Source organism: Streptomyces sp. NPDC028298, assembly GCF_055565895.1.
On sequence record NZ_JBVHTL010000001.1, the window covers coordinates 1,373,473 to 1,394,586 of the forward strand.

The following is a 21,114-nucleotide window of genomic DNA, read 5'->3' on the forward strand; positions in this document are numbered from 1 at the left end:
ACCGTGATCCGTGATCCGTGATCCGTGATCCGCTTTCAGGCTGCGGCCGGTCCGCGTCAGTCCGCGACGGCGTCCTTCCCGCGCGTCAGCATGAGCACGAGGTACAGCACCATCGAGGTGCCGAGACCGACCGCCCATCCGTAGTCGGCCAGCGACTCCAGCGCCGGGACGGGCCGTCCGTCGATCAGGGGATGGAAGTCCGCGCCGCCGACGGCCAGGACGCCGCCGGTGAGGAAGGCGACCACGGCCCGCCAGTTCCAGCCGCCGTCGTACCAGTACCGGCCGCCCGTGCGATACAGGTCGGCTAGGTCGAGCCGGGTGCGGCGCAGGATCCAGTAGTCGGCGATGAGGATGCCGGCGACCGTCCCCAGCAGACCGCCGACCAGCCCGAGCCAGGTGAAGATGTAGCCCTGCGGGTCGGCGTACAGCTTCCACGGGAAGATCAGCACGCCCAGGACACAGGTGGCGAGTGCGCCGGTCCGGAAATTGATCTTCCGCGGGGCGATGTTGGAGAAGTCGAAGGCCGGGGAGACCAGGTTCGCCGCGATGTTCACGGACAGGGTCGCGACCAGCACCGTGACCAGGGCGAAGAGGATGCCGACGACGTTGTCCGTCTTGGCGGCGAGCTGGACCGGGTCCCAGATCGCCTTGCCGTACACGGCCTGCGAACCCGAGGTGACCATGACGGACAGGAAGGCGAAGAGCGTCATGGTGGTGGGCAGCCCCAGGGCCTGCCCGATCGTCTGAGCCTTCTGGCTCCTGCCGTAGCGCGTGAAGTCCGGGATGTTCAGCGACAGGGTGGACCAGAAGCCGATCATGCCCATGAGCGAGGGCCAGAACAGCTTCCAGAAGTCCCCGTCCCAGCCGAGCTTCGAGGGCTGGTCGAGCAGGGGCCCGAAGCCGCCGGCCTTGTCGCTCATCCACCACAGCATCACGCCGGCGCCGACGAGCACGAAGGGCGCGGCCCAGTTCTCGAACCGGCGGATGGTCTCCATCCCCCGGTAGATGATGGCGACCTGGAGCGCCCAGAAGACGGCGAACGACAGCCACATGGTCCAGGCGTGACCACCGATCTCGGAGGCGCCGGCCCAGCCGTCGCCGAAGAGCTTGCCCGCGAGGAAGTAGATCGCCTCGCCGCCGATCCAGGTCTGGATGCCGAACCAGCCGCACGCCACCAACGCCCGTACGACAGCGGGGAGGTTGGCCCCGCGGACCCCGAAGGAGGCGCGGGCGAAGACGGGGAAGGGGATGCCGTACTTCGGACCCGCGTGCCCGGTGAGCAGCATCGGGACGAGCACGATCAGGTTGGCGAGCGCGATGGTGAGGACGGCCTGCTTCCAGTCCATGCCGACGGCTATCAGACCCGAAGCCAGCGTCCAGGAAGCGGTGTTGTGGGCCATGCCGACCCACAGGGCCGAGAAGTTGTACGTGGTCCAGGTGCGCCGCTCGACCGGAACCGGCAGCAGGTCGTCGTTGGCGTAGGGACCGGTGGGCGCGGGGGCGTCGGGCGCGATCTCCACCCGGCCGTCGGGGAGCGTGACTTGTCCGGCGGGCGGGCCGCCTGGGGAGACAATTTCTGTCATGAGCAGGCCAATCAATGAGGAGTGACGGGAAAGGCCGTGCGGGGGACGGACTCGGGGGGGTGCGCGCAGTGCGCCCTGATCCCCTTCCCGGGACGGCGGGAAGGGGAGACTGGGGGGACCTTCGGTTACTGCCCGTTGACGCCGGGGATGACCCGCGCTCCGTACGCGTCGATCGTCGCTTCCTGGGCGTCGTGCATGTCGTAGACCGCGAACTGGTCGACGCCGAGCGCCCGCAGCGCGTTCAGCTTCTCGATGTGCCGCTCGGCCGTGCCGATCAGACAGAACCGGTCGACGATCTCGTCGGGCACGAACGCGGTGTCGGGGTTGTCGGCCCGGCCGTGGTGGGAGTAGTCGTAGCCCTCACGGGCCTTGATGTAGTCCGTGAGTTCGTCGGGTACGGCGGCCGAGTGCTCGCCGTACTTGGAGACCAGGTCGGCCACGTGGTTGCCGACCATGCCGCCGAACCAGCGGCACTGCTCGCGCGCGTGGGCGAGCGCTTCGGGCGAGTCGTCCTGCGTGATGTACGCGGGCGCGGCCACGCAGATCTTCACCTCGGCGGGATCGCGGCCGGCTCCGGCCGCCGCGTCCTTCACGGCCTTGACCATGTACTCGGTGAGGTAGAGGTCGGCGAGCTGGAGGATGAAGCCGTCGGCCTCCTCGCCGGTCATCTTCAGCGCCTTCGGGCCGTACGCGGCCATCCAGACCGGCAGTTCGGCACCCGGGGTCACCCAGGGGAACTTGACGACCGTGCCGCCGAGGTCCGCCTCGTCGCCCCGGGCGAGGGCGCGGATGACCTTCATCGCGTCGCTGATCCGGGCCAGGGTGTTGGGCTTGCGTCCGGCGACACGCATCGCCGAGTCGCCGCGCCCGATGCCGCACACCGTGCGGTTGCCGTACATGTCGTTGAGCGTCGCGAAGGTGGAGGCGGTGACCTCCCACGTGCGGGTGCCCGGGTTGGTCACCATCGGGCCGACCGTCAGCGTCTCGGTGTTGGCGAGAATCTGACTGTAGATCACGAAGGGTTCCTGCCAGAGCACGGCGGAGTCGAAGGTCCAGCCGTACGTGAAGCCGTTGGCCTCGGCCCGCTTCATCAGGTCGATGACACGGGAGGCCGGGGGGTCTGTCTGCAGGACGAGTCCGAAGTCCATGGCGCCACTCCTGGTCGCTCAGAGAAGGTACTGACAGGTGGAACGGGGGGTGTAGACGCCGTGGCCCGCGCGCCCGGTGAACTCCCGGTCGGTGATGACCATCTCGCCGCGCGAGAGCACCGTCTCGACCCGGCCGGTGACGCGCTTGCCCTCGTACGCCGAGTAGTCGACGTTCATGTGGTGGGTCTCGACCGACATGACCTGCTCGGCGTGCGGGTCGTAGATGACGATGTCGGCGTCGGCACCGGGCGCGATGGTCCCCTTCTTCGGGTACAGGCCGAACATCCGGGCCGGCGTGGCGCAGGCGATCTCGATCCAGCGGCGCCGTGAGATGTGCCCGTCGACGACGGCCTGGTGGAGGAGGTCCATGCGGTTCTCGACGCCGGGAAGGCCGTTGGGGATCTTCGAGAAGTCGCCGCGGCCCAGTTCCTTCTGGCCGGTGAAGCAGAACGGGCAGTGGTCCGTCGAGACGACCTGGAGGTCGTTGGTGCGCAGACCGCGCCACAGGGCCGCCTGGTGCTCCTTGGGGCGAAGGGGCGTGCTGCACACGTACTTCGCGCCCTCGAAGTCCGGTTCCGCGAGGTTGTCGGTCGACAGGAACAGGTACTGGGGGCAGGTCTCGCCGAAGACGTTCAGGCCCTCGTCGCGCGCCCGGGCGATCTCGGCGACCGCCTCGGTCGCCGAGACGTGCACGACGTAGAGCGGGGCGCCCGCGACCTGGGCGAGCTTGATCGCGCGGTGGGTGGCCTCGGCCTCGAGCAGCGCCTTGCGCACCTCCCCGTGGAAGCGCGGGTCGGTCTCGCCCCGGGCCAGCGCCTGTTCGACGAGGACGTCGATCGCGATGCCGTTCTCGGCGTGCATCATGATCAGGCCGCCGTTCTCGGCGGAGCGCTGCATCGCGCGCAGGATCTGGCCGTCGTCGCTGTAGAAGACGCCGGGGTAGGCCATGAACTGCTTGAAGGAGGTGACCCCTTCTTCGACCAGCAGGTCCATCTCCTTGAGCGTCTCCTGGTTCACGTCGGAGACGATCATGTGGAAGCCGTAGTCGATAGCACAGTTGCCGTCCGCCTTGGCGTTCCAGGCGTCGAGGCCCTCACGCAGGGAGCGGCCGACGCTCTGGACGGCGAAGTCGATGATGGTGGTGGTGCCGCCCCAGGCGGCGGCCCGGGTGCCGGTCTCGAAGGTGTCGGAGGCGAAGGTGCCGCCGAACGGCAGCTCCATGTGGGTGTGGGCGTCGACACCGCCCGGGATCACGTACTTGCCGGTGGCGTCGACGGCCCGCTCGGCGGTCCACGACTCGGCCGCGGGTGTGCCCGTCGCGGCGAGGGCGGCGACCCGGCCGTCCTCGATCAGGACGTCGGCGTGGATCTCGTCGGACGCGGTGATGACGAGACCACCCCGGATGACGGTACGGCTCATGCTCCCTCTCCTTCCGGTCGTGGGTGCGCTGAGGGGTTGTGGGGCTTGTCGGGGGCTGGGGTCGGTGCTGTCGCGCGCGGCGGCCCGTGGGCCGGCCGGTGCGGCGGTTCGCGGGGCGGACCGCGCCGGCCGCCGTGCCGCGGCCCGGGCGATCGCGGACCCGTGGCACCGGCGGCCGGTGCCGAGGCGGGCGGCGCCTGTGGCGGTGGGGGCACCGGCGCCGCCCGCCCCGCCGCTACGGCGCGGTCAGCGGCGCGTACGTCCCCGGGGCGCGGTCCCGGTAGAACTGCCAGCGGTCGCGGACCTCGCGGAGCTTGGCCACGTCCAGGTCGCGGACGACGAGTTCGCTCTCCTTGTCGCTCGCCACCTCGCCGACGAACTGGGCCTCGGGGTCCACGAAGTACGAGGTCCCGTAGAAGTCGTTGTCGCCGTACTCCTCCTGCCCGACCCGGTTGATCGCACCCACGAAGTACTCGTTGGCGACGGCCGCGGCGGGCTGTTCCAACTGCCAGAGGTAGCCCGACAGTCCGCGGGAGGTGGCCGAGGGGTTGAAGACGATCTCGGCGCCCGCCAGACCGAGCGCCCGCCAGCCCTCCGGGAAGTGCCGGTCGTAGCAGATGTAGACGCCGATCCGGCCCACGGCCGTGTCGAACACGGGCCAGCCGGAGTTCCCGGGCCGGAAGTAGAACTTCTCCCAGAATCCCGGTACTTGGGGAATGTGGGTCTTGCGGTACTTGCCCAGGTAGGAGCCGTCGGCGTCGATCACGGCCGCCGTGTTGTACAGGACGCCGGGCTGTTCCTCCTCGTACATCGGCAGCACGAGGACGAGGCCCAGTTCCTTCGCCAGCGCCTGGAAGCGCCGGACGATCGGGCCCTCGGGGATCTGCTCGGCGTACGCGTAGAACTCCTTGTCCTGCACCTGGCAGAAGTACGGTCCGTAGAACAGCTCCTGGAAGCACAGGACCTGTGCGCCCTGCGCGGCCGCGTCGCGGGCCGCCTGCTCGTGGACCTGGATCATCGATTCCTTGTCGCCGGTCCACGCGGTCTGGAAGACGGCGGCTCGGATCACTCTGCTCATCGGGACCTCCGGTCGCTCGGTGTGCGAGGAGACTAGAAAGCCCCGGAGCGTTCTTTGAGTTGCACCGTGTCACGTCCGAAGTGCTGTGCCGTTCCACGGTGTCACCTCCGCGTCGTCCCGTGTTTCGCCTGACTGGTCATGTGTTTCACCGCTGTTGCGCGTCGTGCGCGAGCAGCGCGATGTGGACGGAGGCGGCCTGTTCGAAGTCGTCGAGGTCGACACCGAGGCGGGCCTGTATGACCTCCAGCCGGCGGTAGAGCGCGGGCCGGCTGACATGGTGGAGCTGCGCGGTGCGCGACTTGTTGCGGCCGGTGGCGAGATAGGTCCGCAGCACGGGCAGCAGCCGTGGATCGGCCTGCGATCCGCCCAGCAGCCCGTCGAGTTCGCGTTCCGCGAAGGACTGGACGTTCGGGTCGTCCCGCAGCAGCCGGACCAGGCCGCGCAGATGGACGTCACGCAGCCGGACCAGCGCGGGCCGGTCCTGGTCGGCGGGCGGGTCGCCGGCTGCCTCGGCGACGTGCAGGGCCTCACGCAGTCCGTCGGGCACGTCGTCCCAGGCGGTACGGGGCGCGGCGGCGGCCACGGTGGCCGGGGCCCCGGTCTCGTTCCGCAGCCGTACCGCGAAGTGCTCGGCCAGGGCCTCCGCGTCCTGGTCGCGCGGGACGCTGAGGAGCAGCGCGGTGGCCCCGTCGGACAGTTCGGCGACGAGCCCCGGCAGCCCCAGCAGGCGCAGCACACGGTCGAGTTGGGCCGCGTCCCCGTCGCGCACCACCAGGGGCACGAAGGTGCGGCGGTTCACGGGCAGTCCGGCGGCCCGCGCTCGCGGCAGGAGCTGGCGGGCCGGTACGACACCGCTCACGAGGTCGGTCAGCAGGCCCTGCGCGGCCTCCTCCTCCCAGGAGTGGGCGGGGCCGGCGAGCATGCGGTGCAGGACCAGCGCCTCGGCGGCCCGGTCGGCGAGCAGCCGTCCGGTCGCCACGTCGCCCCGGTGGCCGCACAGCACGATGCGGCCCCATCGCTCCCCCCGTCCGCCCAGTTCGGCGCGGATCCATCCGTCGCCCTCGCTGCCTCCCCCAGTGCCGGAACGGCCTGGGTGGTACCCCCATGCCTGCCGGGCGATGCGGTCCCAGTCGCGCAGCACGTCGTCGACGGCGGAGCGTTCTCCTGCGGTGGCGAGGACCCGGTGGGCGAGATTGGTGACGACGACGGGGCAGGCGGCGTGCACGGCGATCTCGTCGAGCAGACGCTGGAGCGGGGCACCCGTGGTGATCAGCCCGGTGAGCGCGGTGCGTACGGCCTCCGAGAGGCTCACGGCCGCGAACTTGTGCCGCACCAGCCGGGACTGGACCTCCTCCGTCAACTCGGCGAAGGGGAAGGGTCGGTGGAGCACCACCATGGGCAGGCCGCAGCGTTCGGCGGCCCGGCGCATCACGTCCGGGGGCGCGGGGAAGGCCCGGCCGAGCCCGAGGACCACGGCCGCGGCCTCGGCGCGGTGCAGCGAACGGATGTACTCGGCCTGGGCGTCGGGGTCGCCCACGAGCAGCACTCCGGTGGTGAGGACCATTTCGCCGCCGCTGAGCATGACGCCCACGTCGGCCGCCTCGGCGACGTGCACCCAGCGCACGGACCGGTCGAGATGGCCGGCGCCCGCCACCACCTCGGGCTCCCCGGCGAGCACCCGGTCCAGCGCGAGGACCTGGCGTACCGAGAGGGCGGGTTCCAGGACGGTGGTCATGGCGCGGTGTTCCCCTTCGTCCGTGGCTCGGTTCGCCTCCGGAGCGCTGCGGGCGGCCGCGGGGACCCGGCGCGCACCCGGATCCCCGGGTCTTCGCGCGCCGCGTCGTCGAGACCGCCGCCCCGTCGGCTCACCCGCCCTTGCTCATCTCATCCGTCACTGGGCCCGTCTCAGGGCGCGTTCCAGGATCGCCGCGCCCTCCTCCGCCTCCGCGACGGTGAGGGAGAGCGGCGGGGCGATCCGCAGCACGCTGGTGTCGTGGCCGCCGCCCTTGCCGATCAACAGGCCTTCCTCGCGGGCCGCTTCGAGGACCGCCGCGGCTCCTTCGGGGTGCGCCAGGTCGGTTCCGGGCTTCACCAGTTCGATGCCGATCATCAGTCCCCGGCCGCGCACCTCCCGTACGCCGCCGAACTGCGCGGCGACCGCGCGGAGCCGCTCGATGAGCAGACCCCCGACGCGCCGGGCGTTGCCCTGGAGGTCGTGTTCCAGCAGGTAGGTGAGATTCGCGAGCCCCGCTGCCATCGTGACCGGTGAACCGCCGAAGGTCGAGATGGAGTTGGAGTCGAGGCAGTTCATGATCTCGGCGCGGGCGACGACTCCGCCGATGGACATGCCGTTGCCGATGCCCTTGGCGAAGGTGAGCATGTCGGGAGGTCCGGCGGCGGCGTGGGCCTGCCAGCCCCAGAAGTGCTCGCCGGTGCGGCCCCAGCCGGTCTGCACCTCGTCGGCGATCCACAGGACGCCGTGCTCGTCGAGGACCTCGCGGAAGGCCGCGTACAGGCCGTCGGGGGGCGCGGTGAAGCCGCCGACGCCCTGGATCGGTTCGGCGATCAGCGCGGCGGGCGCACGGACATGGCCGAGCAGGTCCTTGAGGTCCGCGACGCAGGCGTCGGTGAACGCGGCGTCGTCGAGGTCGGCGTAGGGGCCGCGGGTGCGGACACCGCCGTGCACGTACAGCGTCTGGAGCGGTGACAGGGAGGTGGGCGACCAGCCCTTGTTGCCGGTGATCCCCACCGCGCTGAACGACCGTCCGTGGTAGCTGTTGCGCATGGCGAGGATCTGGTTGCTGCGCCGGTGGGTGGTGGCGAGCAGCAGGGCCGTGTCGTTGGCCTCGGTGCCGGAGGTGGTGAAGAAGACGCGAGCGTCGGGGATGCCGGACAACTGGGCGACGCGTTCGGCGAGTTCGACCATCGGCCGGTTGAGGTAGAGCGTCGAGGAGTGGATGATCCGGCCGGCCTGCTCGCTGACGGCCTTGGTCACCTCGGGGAGGGCGTGCGCGGTCATCGTGGTGAGGATGCCGCCGAAGAAGTCGAGGTACTTGTTGCCGTCGGCGTCCCAGACGTGGCGGCCCTCGCCGTGGGTGATCTCGATCGGGTCCTCGTAGTAAAGGGCGAGCCAGTCCGGCAGGACGGCCTGGTGGCGGGTGTACAGGTCGGTCACGGCTGCACCAGCCCTTCGTAGGCGTCGGGGCGCCGGTCGCGGTAGAACGCCCACTGTTGGCGTACTTCCTCGATGAGGCCGAAGTCCAGGTCGCGGACGATGAGTTCCTCGGCCTTGTCGCTCGCCCGCTCGCCCACGAACTGGCCCCGCGGGTCGACGAAGTACGAGGTTCCGTAGAAGTCGTTGTCGCCGTACTCCTCCTGCCCGACCCGGTTGATCGCGGCGATGAAGTACTCGTTCGCGACGGCCGCCGCGGGCTGTTCGAGCTGCCAGAGGTGGGCGGAGAGGCCGCGGGAGGTGGCGGAGGGGTTGTAGACGAGCTGGGCGCCGTTCAGACCGAGCTGCCGCCAGCCCTCGGGGAAGTGCCGGTCGTAGCAGATGTAGACCCCGACCCGGCCGACGGCCGTGTCGAAGACGGGCCAGCCGAGGTTGCCGGGCTTGAAGTAGTACTTCTCCCAGAACCCCTTCACCTGCGGGATGTGGTGCTTGCGGTACTTCCCGAGGTAGGTGCCGTCGGCGTCGATCACGGCCGCGGTGTTGTAGTAGAACCCGGACTGCTCGACCTCGAACACGGGTACGACGATGACCATGCCGGTCTCGCGCGCGAGCTCACACATCCGGGTGACGGTCGGCCCGTCCGGGACCGGCTCCGCCCAGGCGTAGTGCTCCGGCTCCTGGACCTGGCAGAAGTAGGGGGCGTTGAAGACTTCCTGGAACCCGATGACCTTGGCACCCTGCCGGGCCGCCTCACGGGCGTGTTCCTCGTGCTTGGCGACCATGGATGCGGTGTCGCCGGTCCAGGTGGCCTGGACCAGGGCGGCACGTACGACGTTGCCCATGAGCTGCTCCTTCGACGGGACGTCAGAGAGCCTCTACGCCCGTAGACAAAGGCTGTAGAGGCTCGAAAGTAAGCCCCCCGGACAGCCTTGCCAAGACCATCGTCGTTAACCCGCTGAGTCGATCACGTTTCTGACCCTCACGGGTGAGTGACGTGGCCGCCGAAGCCGGAGGTACGGCCGATCGTGGGAACGCCGGCGGACCGGGCCGCGGCCGCCGCGCGGCACGGGCGGCCGCCGGATCGCGGGCGGCGTCGGGCTCCGGGGCGCGTTGCGCGCGGGGGGCGCTGGGCGCGTGCGCGCGGGGGCGCGGGCGGGCCCAGGCGGGCGCCACGGGCGCGGGCGACGCCGGGCGGGCGACCTCGGACAGGCGTCGCCGTGACCGTGGCGGACCCCGGGCGGATGGCCTCGCCGTGACTTCGCCGGGCGGGGGGCCTGGGTCACGCCGTGGCCGGTCGCGGGCCGAGGGTCATGCCGTGAACCCGGCGACACGCAAGGCGTGGACCAGGTCCCATTGGCATTCGTCGGACACACCCCGGGCCGCCCGCAGGAGCAGCGGTACGAGGCGGTCCGGGTCCGCCTCGGCGCTGCGGGCGGCCTCCTCCGGGGCGCACACCCGGACGTAGGCGTCGAGGAGCGCGCCGAGCTCACGGCCTCGGCCCTGGTCGGCGAGGCCGAGGACGGCGGCCCCTATCTCGGAGGCGGGCCGGGTGACGCCCTGGCGCAGCATCTGCCTGCCGTCCGCGGTGCGGCCGGCGACGGTGAGCGCGTCGGCGGCGGCGACCAGCCGGTCGGCGGGCAGCGAGGCCGCCTCCCAGAGCAGGGTGGCCCAGTCCGCGTCGAGTCCGGCGCCGTGCAGTTCGGCGGCGAGCAGGGGGAAGCGGGCCGGGGGCCAGTACGCCGCCTCGACGAGCAGGGCGTGCGCCTCGCCGCTGCGGCCTTCGCCGCGCAGCCGCGTGAGCGTCGCGACGGTCTCCGCGGTGTGCCGCAGCGCGCCCTCGTCCGGCGGCTCCGGCCGGGCCGTCGCGTGCGGGTGCGTGGGCTCCTCGGCGGCACCGGCGAAACGCGCGCCGCGCGGCGTACGTCCGCCCTGCGCGGGCGGCTCGGGCAGCGCAGGACCCGTCTCCGGCACGGCCACGGGAGCCACGTCGGCGTCCACCATCCCCGCGAAACGCGCGCCCCCTCTGCGGCGCCGCTTGGAACGCTTGGCCGCATGGGGGTCGGCGTCGGGCGGGGTCCTGTCGTGGGCCGGGGCGGGCGCGGCGACCCGTTCCGCGGGACGGGACCTGTCGCCGTCCGGCGCGAGACCCGTACGCCGGGACCCGGGCTGCGCGTGGCCGCCGTGAACGTGGCTCGCGGAAGGAGCCCAGGATTCCGGCTGCTCGGCGACCGCCGGACGCGGGCCGGGGTCCGACCCCGCGGCGGGTCCGGGGACGAAGCCGGGGCTGTGCGCTGAGCCGAGGCTGTGCGCTGAGCCGGGGCTGTGCGCTGAGCCCTGCCCTGCCCCGAGGCCGGGGACCATGCCGGAACCGGGGGCCGATCCGGTGCCGGAGTCGGGTCCCGGTCCCCCACCGTGACCAGGTCCGGCGCCAGAACCCCGCCCAGGACCGGAGCCAGAGCCCTGCCCGGGACCGAAGCCCGAACCCACACCATGCCCAGACCCGGAGCCAGAGCCCTGCCCGGGACCGAAGCCCGAACCCACACCATGCCCAGACCCGGAGCCAGAGCCCTGCCCGGGACCGAAGACCGGTCCCCCACCGTGCCCAGGTCCGAGGCCGGGATCTGACCCGGGGCCCGGGCCGACGCCCGGCCCCGAACCCAGGTCGGGGCCCGAGCCGGAGCCCTGAGCATGGACGGTCGAGGTCCCGTCGGCGCCGTGCGCGCCCGCTTGCGGGGCCGGCCACGCGCCGGAGTGCGCGCCTCGCGCACCGCCCGGCTCCCGGCCGCGCCAGGCGTCTCCCGCTCCGGACGGGTCCCCCGCGGTCAGGCCCCCGCCGGGCCGGCTCCCCGCCGAGGGGTGACCCCCGGGCAGGTGCCCTCCCGACGGGTCCGGCCGGTTCTCCGGCCGCCACACGCCCGCCCTGGGGTCCGGAGCCGGGTAACCCGGCATGTGCCGTGCGCGGACGCGCAGGGCGTGGCGGTCGACGTTGTCCATGCGGTGGCGCAGCTCGGCGCAGCGGGCCGTAGCTCGTTCGTGATCGTCCTGGGCCCAGGCGAGGTCCAGGCGGATGGCCTCGGCCTCCCCCCGGGACGCCGCCGCGGGAAGCCGTCCGCTCAGTTCGACCTGGCGCTCGGCGGCGTAGCGCTGTTCACGGAGCATGACGTCCAGGCGGTCGCCGAGCGCGTCCCGGCCGCCCGGACGGACGTCGTACGCGGCCAGCGAGGCGGCGTGGAGCGCCCGCGCCCGCGCCGTCTCCTGGGCCGCGGCCCGCTCCCCGTACTGCCCGGAGACGTCCTGGAGGAGCGCCTCCACGACGTCCCAGGGCGGCACCTCGCGTCCTTCGAGGCACGCCCGCATCCCGTCGGGGTCGCGTTGCCAGAAGACCCCGCACCAGCCGCCGCTCCGATCGAGCCGGTCCACAAGCCCGTTCAGATACCGCGCGAACTCCAGTACCTGTTCCGGGAGTTGTCCTACATTCATCATTCAACTCCCCGCCCGACGTGAGCACTTCGACCCGACAGAGAACACCAGTCGTGTTACGGATCGACTACGGGGAGTTTTCGGCGGGGACGCGGAGCCCTCGCCGAGGGGGCGCGCCGAAGCACGCCCACGCGGGCGTGCGCCGGACCGAACGGCTTTCCGCGCGCCGGACGGTCCGGGCCGGCGGACCCCACCGCGCCCCTCAGATCCGGCAGGCCTCCACCCCCGCCGCGCGGGGCAGCAGGAGCCGGATGAGGGCGGCGACGCCCTCGTCGTCGTTGCTGGGGAGCACGATGTCTGCGGCGCGCAGCGTGTCCTCGTGGGCGTTGGCGACGGCGGCGGCGAGCCCGGCCGCCCGCAGCATCGGGATGTCGTTGGGCATGTCGCCCACGGCGGCGGTGCGTTCCGACGGAAGCCCCCTCCGCTCGGCGAGCGTCCGCAGCGCCTCCCCCTTGTCGACGCCGGCAGCGGACAGTTCGAGGAAGTCGCCGGTGGACCTCGTGATCACCGCACGGCCCCCGACGACCGAGGCGATCACGGCGGCGAGTTCATCCACCAGCAGCATCGGATGGGCGGCGAGGATCTTGACCACCGGGTCCGCGTCCGCGTCCGCCGGTGCGGACACCGCGTCCCGCGCCACATGGCGCCAGGTGTTCGGCACCAGACGCACGAAGGCCGTCTCCAGGCGGAGCCCGGACACGGAGTCGACCCCCAGCGCGATCCCGGGCACCGCGTCACGGACCGCGCGCAGGATCCCCGCCGCGTCGCCGGGGCCGAATCCCCGGCAGTCCAGCAGCCGCCCCGAGGCGGCGTCCACCGTCACCGCGCCGTTGCTGCACACCACGGGCCCGGTGAGCCCGTAGGACCGGGCGAGGTCCAGGGTGTCGCGGACGGGCCGTCCGGTCACCCCCACCACGGCGATCCCGGCGCGCTCCGCCTCCGCGAGCGTGCTCAGGGTGCGTTCACGGATGGCGCCGGACGAGTCGAGCAGGGTGCCGTCGAGATCGGTGCAGACGAGCCGCACGACCGTGGGCGCACGGCGTCCGCGCCTCGTCGTGCGCTCCGCCGGTGGCCCTGCTTCACCGGGCGTCGGCTGCCGCGAAGTCGCCATGCCGGAGCGGGTGTTGGTGTTCGACATGGCGGGAGGGTAGTGACTACGCGCGTAGACGACAAGGGAACGAGCAGTGAATTCAACAATTTCTCAGCACGGACCGCCCGAGCCGGACCCCGAGACCCAGAGACCTCAGAACCCAAGGACCTCAGGGCTTCAGGGCTTCAGGGCCTGGACCCCCAAGACCCCGGGACCCACGTAAGCCCTCAGGCCCTCAAGCCTCAAGCCGCCGGCACCAGCGCGCACCGCACGACGATCTCGTCCATCGAGAGACCGAGGGCCCGCGCCAGAGCGGCGATCGTGAAGAAGGCCGGGGTCGGAGCCCGCCCGGTCTCGATCTTGCGCAGGGTCTCCGCGGAGATTCCCGCCACCCCCGCGATGTCCGCCATGCTGCGGCCGCCGCGGGCCTCGCGCAGCAGCCGGCCGAGCCGCTCGCCGCGTTCGTGCTCTTCGGGGGTCAGTGGGGTTCGCACCATGACACCATTCTAATACCGGTATAGTAATTGGCATGGTGGAACTGAAGACGGACACATCGATCGACGAGATGTACGCGGCCGGCCAGGTCGTGGGCAGGGCACTCACGGCGGTACGCGAGGCCGCCGACGTGGGCGTCTCCCTGCTGGAGCTGGACGAGGTCGCGCACCAGATCCTGCGCGACGCGGGCGCGACGTCGCCCTTCCTCGGCTATCACCCCTCCTTCGCGCCCACACCCTTCCCCGCGGTCGTGTGCGCCTCCGTGAACGAGGCCATCGTGCACGGCATCCCGACGGGCTACCGGCTGCGCGACGGAGACCTCGTCTCGATCGACTTCGGCGCCGAACTGGGCGGCTGGGTGGGCGACTCGGCGATCAGCTTCATCGTGGGCAAGCCCCGCCCCGCCGACGCGCTGCTCGTGGAGACCGCGGAGCGGGCCCTGGCGGCGGGGATCGAGGCGGCCGTCGTGGGCAACCGCATCGGGGACATCGCGCACGCCATCGGCACGGTGTGCCGGAAGGCCGGGTACGGGATCCCGGACGGGTTCGGCGGCCACGGCATCGGGCGCCGGATGCACGAGGACCCGGGCGTCCCGAACGAGGGCCGCCCCGGACGCGGGATGCCGCTGCGGCACGGCATGGTCCTCGCCATCGAACCGATGCTCATCGGCGGCGGCACGGACGGTTACCACGCGGCTCCCGACGGCTGGACCCTGCGCACGAACGACGGCTCCCGCGCCGCGCACGCGGAGCACACGGTGGCCATCACGGACTCGGGCCCCCGCATCCTGACGGCCCGCTGACCCGCGGTCCCCCACGGTCACGAGGCGGACGGCCCGCCCCCCGCGGCCACCGGCGACCGGCGACCGCGGGGCAGAGCACACCCCTGCCCCGCGGTCCGCACTCCGCGGTCCGCGGTCCGCGGCCGGTGATCCGGCTAGGACGCGGGCCGTACGACCATGGCGGAGCCGCCGCCGCGGCGGACCTTCTCCGCCGCGGCCAGCCAGGTGCCGTTCGGGAGGCGCTGGACGCCCGTGGCCGCGCCGATCTCCGGGTTCAGCTTGAAGGAGTGCCCGATGGCTTCGAGCCCGGCCTTCAACGGGCTGTCGTACAGGCCCGGTTCGAGCTCGGTCTGGGCGGCGTTGCGCTGGCTGGCGCGTGGCGCCGCGATCGCGTCGACCAGGGGCAGACCGCGGTCGACGAACTCGGTCAGCGTCTGCAGCACGGTCGTGATGATGCTCGCGCCACCGGGTGAACCGAGCGCGACGACGGGCTTGCCGTGCCGGTCGAGGACGATGGTCGGCGAGATGGACGAGCGCGGCCGCTTGCCGGGACCCGGCAGATTCGGGTCGTGCACGGCCGGGTTGGCCGGGGCGAAGGAGAAGTCCGTCAGCTCGTTGTTGAGGAGGAAGCCGCGCCCCGGGACGGTGATCCCGCTGCCGCCGGTCTGTTCGATGGTCAGCGTGTAGGCGACGACGTTGCCCCACTTGTCGGCCACCGTGAGGTGGGTCGTGTTCTCTCCCTCGTACGTCGTCGGGGCGGCCGTCCCGGTGGCGGCGCACGCGGCGGGACTCCTCGGGTCGCCCGGCGCGAGCGGGCTCGTCAGCACGGCGTCGTCCTTGACGAGGCAGGCCCGGCTGTCGGCGTACTTCTGCGAGAGCAGGCCCTTGGTGGGCACGTCCTCGAAGGCCGGGTCACCCACCCAGCGGCCCCGGTCCGCGAACGCGATCCGGCTCGCCTCGATGTAGTGGTGCAGGTACTGCGTCTCACTCGCCTTCGAGAGGTCCGTCCGCTCCAGGATGTTGAGCGCCTCGCCGACGGTGGTGCCGCCGGAGGAGGAGGGCGCGATCGAGTAGACGTCCAGACCGCGGTACGAAGTCTTCGTGGGCGCCTGGCGTTTGGCCCCGTAGGCCGCGAGGTCCCTCAGGGAGAGCTTGCCGGGCCGGGCGTTGTAGCCGGACGCGGGGTCCACGGGCGGCTTGTCGACGGTGTCGACGATCTCCCGGCCGAGTGCGCCGGTGTAGAGGGCCCGCGTGCCCTTCCTGCCCAGCTCCTCGTACGTACGGGCCAGATCGGGGTTCTTGAAGGTCGATCCGACGACCGGCAGCGAGCCGCCGGGCAGGAACAGCTTCGCGGTGTCGGGGAAGTTCGCGAAGCGGGCCTGGTTCGACTCGGTCTGCGCCCGGAAGGTCGGGTCGACCGTGAACCCGGAGCGGGCGATGCGCTCGGCCGGCTCCAGGACGGTGCCCAGGCGTCTGCTGCCCCAGGAGTCCAGTGCCGTCTGCCAGGTGGCGGGCGTGCCCGGTGTGCCCACGCTCAGCCCGCTGGTCACGGCGTCGGCGAAGGCGAGCGGCTTGCCGTTCTCCAGGAACAGCCCGGAGTCCGCGCTCAGGGGTGCCGTCTCGCGTCCGTCGATCGTGTGCACCGTACGGGACTTGGCGTCGTAGTAGACGAAGTACCCGCCGCCGCCGATGCCGGACGAGTAGGGCTCGGTGACGCCGAGGGCCGCCGCCGTGGCGACCGCCGCGTCGACGGCGTTGCCGCCCTTCCTCAGCACCTCGATGCCCGCGGCGGAGGCGTCCGCGTCGACGCTCGCCACCGCGCCCCCGGACCCGACCGCGACGGGCACCTTCGCGACGGGCGTCCTCGCGGCCGTGCCCGTCGCCGGCGCTCCCGGTGGCGCGGCCGCACCCACTAACACCGACGCGGCCGAAACCGCCAGGACCGTCAGATTCCGCGCAAGAGGACGTCGCATCAATACCTCCAGTCAACAGCCGTCCGCGCAGCGTAACTTCACCACCGTCACCGCATAAGGCCCCCTCGAACACGGTTTCGTGGGCCCGCTAGCATGCGCGCCCATGAATGACGACGTGCGCAACATCGTCCTCGGCGTCCTTGCCGCCGGCCTCAGTGCCACGCTCGGCTGGGTCGCCCGCACCTACCTGTGGAAGCGCAAGCTGCGCCGCAAGCAGGCGTTCTTCGGGCTGCCCGACAACTCCGAGTCACTCCTTGTGGTGAACCGCGAGGCGGGCGGTCCCGAACTCACGGTGATGCGGCACGACGTGTTCGCGCTTCTCGAACTGTCCGCGCTGATCAAGGACTGCGGCGCGCACGCCCAGGTCATCGCGCACGACGCGACCCAGCAGGGTTTCGGCGAGCGCACGGAGTTCTGCGTGGGCGGACCCGCGTCGAACCGGCGCATGGCGGCGCACTTGCAGTCCCTGCTGCCGGGCGTGCAGGTCAACGTCGACTCCGGGCGCGGACCCGACCGGGGCGCCTTCCAGATCGGCAGCGAGCGCTACCGACTGGAATCCGGCCAGGCGGAGTACGTCATCCTCGCCCGGCTGACCGCGGGCCAGAGCCGCGATGTGAGACCCGTCTTCCTCTTCTGCGGCCAGCGCGCGATCACCAACCAGGCGGCGACCCGCTATCTCGCCCGCAACCACGCGCGCCTCGCCCGCAAGCACGGCGGCAACAGCTTCGTCCTGCTGCTGAAGGTCGTGAACTCCCAGGCGTACGGCCCCGACGTGGTCGAGGTCGTCGCGGACGTCACCCGCGCGGCCCAGGCCCCGCTGCCGACGCCGCCGGCCCTGGACCCGGCGCCGGACCCGGCGTCCGAGCCCGGCCCGGACGGAGAGGCAGCGGCGAAGCCGGCCGCGCCCCGGGCACGTCGCCGCACCTGACGCCCGGTCTGCGGGGAGCGACGCTTTCCGGCCGTTCACCGAGGCGCACTCCGAAGAGGTTTGAACGGGTGGAAATGAACACTTCAACAATCGTTACTCGCACGTAACTTACCGACGGGTTACTTCGAGTAAGGCGCCGCGGTTACCGTCGGGTCACCTTGCACTGACCAAGTGAGGAGTGACCCGTTGGGAAACGGTCGCAACCCCCTGCGCACGTCCGCCGTCGGCGCCGTCTCCGCGACGCTGATCGCCGCCGCGAGCCTGGGCCTGGCCCCCACCGCCCAGGCCGCCGGCAGCTCGGGAGGTGTCCGCTTCGTCGACATCTCCGGTGACGGCGGCACCACCCTCAAGGCCAATGTCGTCACCCCGGCGGGAGCGGACGGCACCCGCGCCTACCCGCTCATCGTGCTGCCCACGAGCTGGGGCCTGCCCCAGATCGAGTACCTCGCCCAGGCTCAGAAACTCGCGAACTCCGGCTATGTCGTCGTCGGTTACAACGTCCGCGGCTTCTGGCAGTCGGGCGGCGAGATAGACGTCGCCGGCCCCCGCGACACCGCGGACGTGTCCAGGGTGATCGACTGGGCGCTCGCCAACACCCCGGCCGACGCGCGGAAGGTGGGCGTGGCGGGTGTCTCGTACGGCGCCGGGATCAGTCTGCTGGCCGCCGCGCACGACAAGCGCATCAAGGCGGTCGCGGCGCTGAGCGGCTGGGCGGACCTGACCACGTCGATCTACTCCGGCCGCACCGAACACGTCCAGGCGGCCGCCCTGCTGGACGGCGTCGGGCACATCACGGGCCACCCGAGCGCCGAGACCGACCAGGTGTTCAAGGACTTCTTCGCCGGGAATCTCGCCAAGGAGCAGGACCTGATCGAGTGGGGGAAGAAACGTTCTCCCGAGACCTACCTCGACCAGCTCGACAAGAACCACCCCGCCGTCTTCATGGCCAACACCTGGGGCGACACGATCTTCTCGGCCAACCAGTACGCCAAGTTCTACGAGGAACTGACCGGACCCAAGCGGCTGGAGTTCCGTCCCGGCGACCACGCCACCGCCGAGATCACCGGTCTGTTCGGACTTCCCAACGACGTGTGGACCGACACCGCCCGCTGGTTCGACCACTATCTGCGGGGCCAGGACAACGGCATCGACCAAGAGCAGCCGGTGCAGCTCGCGTCCCGCTCCACGGGGGGCTACGAGGGTTACGCGGACTGGAAGTCGGTCGGCGCCACCACGCGGAAGATCGCCCTCGAAGGCACCACCCGCATCCACACGAACGTCGACTCGGGCGCGGACGGCGGGATCATCTTCCTGTCCAGCATCCTCGACCAGCTCACGCGGATCCCGCCCATGGCCTCGATCCCGCTGCTGCCGCGCTACTGGACCGCGGTGTGGCAGTCGGAGAAGTACCCGAGCGCCCAGCGCGTACGAGGGACCGCGAAACTCCACACCACGGTCACCGGCACCAAGGAGAGCGGCACCTTCGTCGCCTACCTCTACGACGTGGGCCCGCTCGGCATCGGCAAACTGGTCAGCAACGCGCCGTACACCTTCCACGGGCAGACGCCCGGCAAGCCGTTCGGCGTCGACCTGGACCTGTTCTCCACGGCCTACGACGTCCCGGCCGGGCACCGGCTCGCCCTGGTCGTCGACACGGTCGACCCGCTGTACATCGAGCACAACCCGTCCGGCGCGCAGCTGACCTTCTCCTCACCGGAGCACGACCCGTCCTACGTGTCGGTACCCCTGCGCGAGCAGTGATCTCCGGCTGGCGCCGGCCGGGCCTGGCCCTGTGAGCTGCTGCTCCCCCTACCGTTTCGGGGCTGTGGGGGGTACCCCACCCGGCAGCAGCGTCCCTGGTTCGGCCGGAGCCACGTCCACGGCCTCGGTCTCGGGACTGTGCCGCTTTCGCCCGTACGCCCGCGGGGCGGACCGGGAGAGCGGCACACACATCCCGATGCGGATCGGCGAGGTCACCGTCATCACGGGGATGAACGGCAAATCGTAGTCGAGGATCGCCGCGATCAGCCTCCCGGGCCCGGAGAAGTCCCCGGCAAGGGCCGCATGCCTGCGCCCCCACCGAGGGACCGGCGGGTTCGGACACGGATTGCCGCGCCTCACGCGGCAGTTGACGATCTGTTCGACGGACCGGTGATCACGACCGCCATTCCCCTTGCCGTTGGCGAGGGCGTGGCCCTGCGGAACATGCGGCTCCCCGAAGTGCGTGGTGACGTCGTACGGGTCGATCGAGGGATCGACGGTCCGTCCCGGTCCAGCCTGCCGTCGGCCGGGGCGGTCACCGCAAACTATCGATGCAAAACACCACATAAGGGACGACACGCACGTCGGGCCATAAGCCGTATTTGAGGCTGGATGACGAGCGGATCACGACGGGGATCGCGACGGGGATCGCGACGCCCGGGCGGTGCCGGGCGGGTCGGCCCGGCCCTCCGGTCAGGCCTCCGTGGCCTCTGCGTACATCTGGGACAGCTCGGGGACGCCCTGCACGGCCCAGTCGAGGCCGGCCTCGACGACCGGGATCTCACGGCCCGAGGGGAGCCGGACGGCGGGACTGCCGCCGGGCCAGACGTGCCAGGAGGCACCCGGCACCGTGCGCACGACGACGGTGCCGAGATAGAGCCCGGCGTCGTTGCCCAGCCAGGGAAGCGCCTCGGGGTCGTCGCGCCACAGCGGCAGAAGCTGGTCGAGCGCCACCAACGAGTCCGGGGTGTCGTCCAGTTCGAGCCCGACGGCCGCGGCCTGGGAACGGAGCAGTTCACACTCGGAGAGCAGTTCGGCCACACCCACGGGGTCGTCCTCGAACGCCTTGGCGAGGGGGCGCCCCTGTCGTACCGGATGCCGCTTGAGCAGCTTGTCCAAGAAGGGGATGTTCATGGCCGGCCTCTCCGTGGGGGTGCGATCGTCGCAGCTCCGTGTTCCCGGTATGTGAACAAAATGTAGCTCGCGGGATTTCATCACGGAATCAGGCGAATGGTGACGCCTGGAGAAACACCTCGGGTCGTCACCGGTTGCCGAGCCGCCCCCCACGTAAGGGTGCCCGCGATCGGGGGGCGGAACGCCTGCCCCCGGTCGCGGGCACCCAGGGGCACGTCCTGGTGCCGAAGCAGGCACCTCCGCCCGTCACCGCGCTAGACGTCCAGGTCCACCACGACCGGCGCGTGGTCCGAGGCGCCCTTGCCCTTGCGCTCCTCACGGTCGACGTACGCGTCCTTGACCGCCGTCGAGAACGCCTCGTTGCCGTAGACGAGGTCGATGCGCATGCCGCGGTTCTTCGGGAAGCAGAGCTGGCGGTAGTCCCAGTAGGTGTACGGGTGTTCGTACTTGAGGGGGCGCGGGACCACGTCCGTCAGACCCTCCTCGCGCAGCGCGGCCAGCGCGGCACGCTCGGCCGGGGTGACATGGGTCAGTCCCTCGAACGCGGCCACGTCGTACACGTCGTCGTCCGTGGGCGCGACGTTGTAGTCGCCCATCACCGCGAACGGGCGGCTTCCCGCCGCGTCGCCCGCCACCGCCGCTCTCAGGGCCTCGAACCACTGGAGCTTGTACGCGTAGTGCGCGTGCTCCACCTCGCGGCCGTTCGGCACGTACACCGACCAGACGCGGACCGGACCGCAGGTCGCGGAGACGGCCCGGGGTTCCTCCACGCCCTCGTACTCGGGACCGCCCGGCAGGCCCCTGACCACGTCCTCCAGACCGACCCGGGAGATCACCGCCACGCCGTTCCACCGTCCCGTGGCGTGCACGGCCGACTCGTAACCCAGCTCGCGGAGCTGTTCGGCGGGGAACTGCTCGGCGGCGACCTTGGCCTCCTGGAGGCACAGCACGTCCGTGCCGCTGCTCTCCAGCCAGGCCAGCAGTCTCGGGAGACGGGCGGTGATCGAGTTCACGTTCCAGGTCGCGATACGCATGCCTCACAACCTACCGGGCGGGTACGACAACGGGTCCG

General features: G+C 71.5%; 16 protein-coding genes and 1 pseudogene. 3 read left to right on the top strand and 14 right to left on the bottom strand.

What is annotated here, in order from left to right:
* Nucleotides 1-56: 56 nt before the first annotated feature.
* The 10 genes from ACZ4TO_RS06100 to ACZ4TO_RS06145 form a co-directional block, all read right to left on the bottom strand.
* Nucleotides 57-1,583, bottom strand: coding sequence for an NCS1 family nucleobase:cation symporter-1 (locus tag ACZ4TO_RS06100; protein WP_382788151.1), 1,527 nt, complete (start codon nucleotides 1,581-1,583; stop codon nucleotides 57-59).
* A 125-nt stretch (nucleotides 1,584-1,708) separates the two neighbouring features.
* Nucleotides 1,709-2,731 (bottom strand): TIGR03842 family LLM class F420-dependent oxidoreductase, encoded by a 1,023-nt coding sequence (locus ACZ4TO_RS06105; RefSeq protein ID WP_468023546.1) that lies wholly within the window; start codon nucleotides 2,729-2,731, stop codon nucleotides 1,709-1,711.
* A gap of 18 nt (nucleotides 2,732-2,749) precedes the next feature.
* Nucleotides 2,750-4,150, bottom strand: coding sequence for a dihydropyrimidinase (gene hydA, locus ACZ4TO_RS06110; protein WP_382788155.1), 1,401 nt, complete (start codon nucleotides 4,148-4,150; stop codon nucleotides 2,750-2,752).
* Between the two features lie 235 nt (nucleotides 4,151-4,385).
* A complete protein-coding gene (locus tag ACZ4TO_RS06115; protein WP_468023547.1) occupies nucleotides 4,386-5,228 on the bottom strand; it encodes a nitrilase-related carbon-nitrogen hydrolase in 843 nt (280 codons plus the stop codon).
* Nucleotides 5,229-5,373: 145 nt separating this feature from the next.
* Nucleotides 5,374-6,963 carry a PucR family transcriptional regulator gene (locus tag ACZ4TO_RS06120; protein WP_468023548.1) on the bottom strand — a complete coding sequence of 530 codons (1,590 nt, stop codon included), beginning with the start codon at nucleotides 6,961-6,963 and terminating at the stop codon, nucleotides 5,374-5,376.
* 156 nt (nucleotides 6,964-7,119) lie between these two features.
* A complete protein-coding gene (locus ACZ4TO_RS06125) occupies nucleotides 7,120-8,403 on the bottom strand; it encodes an aspartate aminotransferase family protein (protein ID WP_467839796.1) in 1,284 nt (427 codons plus the stop codon).
* On the bottom strand, nucleotides 8,400-9,242 hold the full coding sequence (locus ACZ4TO_RS06130) for a nitrilase-related carbon-nitrogen hydrolase (protein WP_382788163.1): 843 nt from the start codon (nucleotides 9,240-9,242) through the stop codon (nucleotides 8,400-8,402). Before ACZ4TO_RS06130 ends, ACZ4TO_RS06125 begins: the two co-directional genes overlap by 4 nt.
* A 466-nt stretch (nucleotides 9,243-9,708) precedes the next feature.
* On the bottom strand, nucleotides 9,709-11,880 hold the full coding sequence (locus tag ACZ4TO_RS06135; RefSeq protein WP_468023793.1) for a hypothetical protein: 2,172 nt from the start codon (nucleotides 11,878-11,880) through the stop codon (nucleotides 9,709-9,711).
* A 202-nt stretch (nucleotides 11,881-12,082) separates the two neighbouring features.
* On the bottom strand, nucleotides 12,083-13,018 hold the full coding sequence (locus ACZ4TO_RS06140) for an HAD hydrolase family protein (RefSeq protein WP_468023549.1): 936 nt from the start codon (nucleotides 13,016-13,018) through the stop codon (nucleotides 12,083-12,085).
* A gap of 194 nt (nucleotides 13,019-13,212) precedes the next feature.
* Complete coding sequence (locus tag ACZ4TO_RS06145; RefSeq protein ID WP_382788169.1) at nucleotides 13,213-13,467, bottom strand: helix-turn-helix domain-containing protein; 255 nt, start codon at nucleotides 13,465-13,467, stop codon at nucleotides 13,213-13,215.
* Between the two features lie 32 nt (nucleotides 13,468-13,499).
* On the opposite strand from ACZ4TO_RS06145, the gene map reads away from it, so the two are divergent.
* Complete coding sequence (map, locus tag ACZ4TO_RS06150) at nucleotides 13,500-14,267, top strand: type I methionyl aminopeptidase (RefSeq protein WP_468023550.1); 768 nt, start codon at nucleotides 13,500-13,502, stop codon at nucleotides 14,265-14,267.
* 134 nt (nucleotides 14,268-14,401) lie between these two features.
* Here map and ggt read toward each other — a convergent pair whose 3' ends face one another.
* Nucleotides 14,402-16,219: a gamma-glutamyltransferase gene (gene ggt, locus ACZ4TO_RS06155; RefSeq protein WP_468023551.1), complete on the bottom strand. Its 1,818-nt coding sequence runs from the start codon at nucleotides 16,217-16,219 to the stop codon at nucleotides 14,402-14,404.
* Between the two features lie 103 nt (nucleotides 16,220-16,322).
* Between ggt and ACZ4TO_RS06160 the strand changes: the two genes are divergently transcribed.
* Complete coding sequence (locus ACZ4TO_RS06160; protein ID WP_382788175.1) at nucleotides 16,323-17,147, top strand: hypothetical protein; 825 nt, start codon at nucleotides 16,323-16,325, stop codon at nucleotides 17,145-17,147.
* A gap of 186 nt (nucleotides 17,148-17,333) precedes the next feature.
* Nucleotides 17,334-18,908 carry an alpha/beta fold hydrolase gene (locus ACZ4TO_RS06165; RefSeq protein ID WP_385048534.1) on the top strand — a complete coding sequence of 525 codons (1,575 nt, stop codon included), beginning with the start codon at nucleotides 17,334-17,336 and terminating at the stop codon, nucleotides 18,906-18,908.
* A gap of 48 nt (nucleotides 18,909-18,956) precedes the next feature.
* Here the strand turns inward: ACZ4TO_RS06165 and ACZ4TO_RS06170 are convergent.
* The 3 genes and pseudogenes from ACZ4TO_RS06170 to ACZ4TO_RS06180 form a co-directional block, all read right to left on the bottom strand.
* Nucleotides 18,957-19,196 (bottom strand): annotated as a pseudogene (locus tag ACZ4TO_RS06170) (amino acid ABC transporter permease); the annotation flags it as partial.
* Nucleotides 19,197-19,601: 405 nt separating this feature from the next.
* Nucleotides 19,602-20,042 (bottom strand): DUF6278 family protein, encoded by a 441-nt coding sequence (locus ACZ4TO_RS06175; RefSeq protein ID WP_361686709.1) that lies wholly within the window; start codon nucleotides 20,040-20,042, stop codon nucleotides 19,602-19,604.
* Nucleotides 20,043-20,296: 254 nt separating this feature from the next.
* Entirely contained in the window at nucleotides 20,297-21,076 is a 780-nt protein-coding gene (locus ACZ4TO_RS06180; RefSeq protein ID WP_382788180.1) for an exodeoxyribonuclease III, read from the bottom strand.
* Nucleotides 21,077-21,114 lie beyond the last annotated feature (38 nt).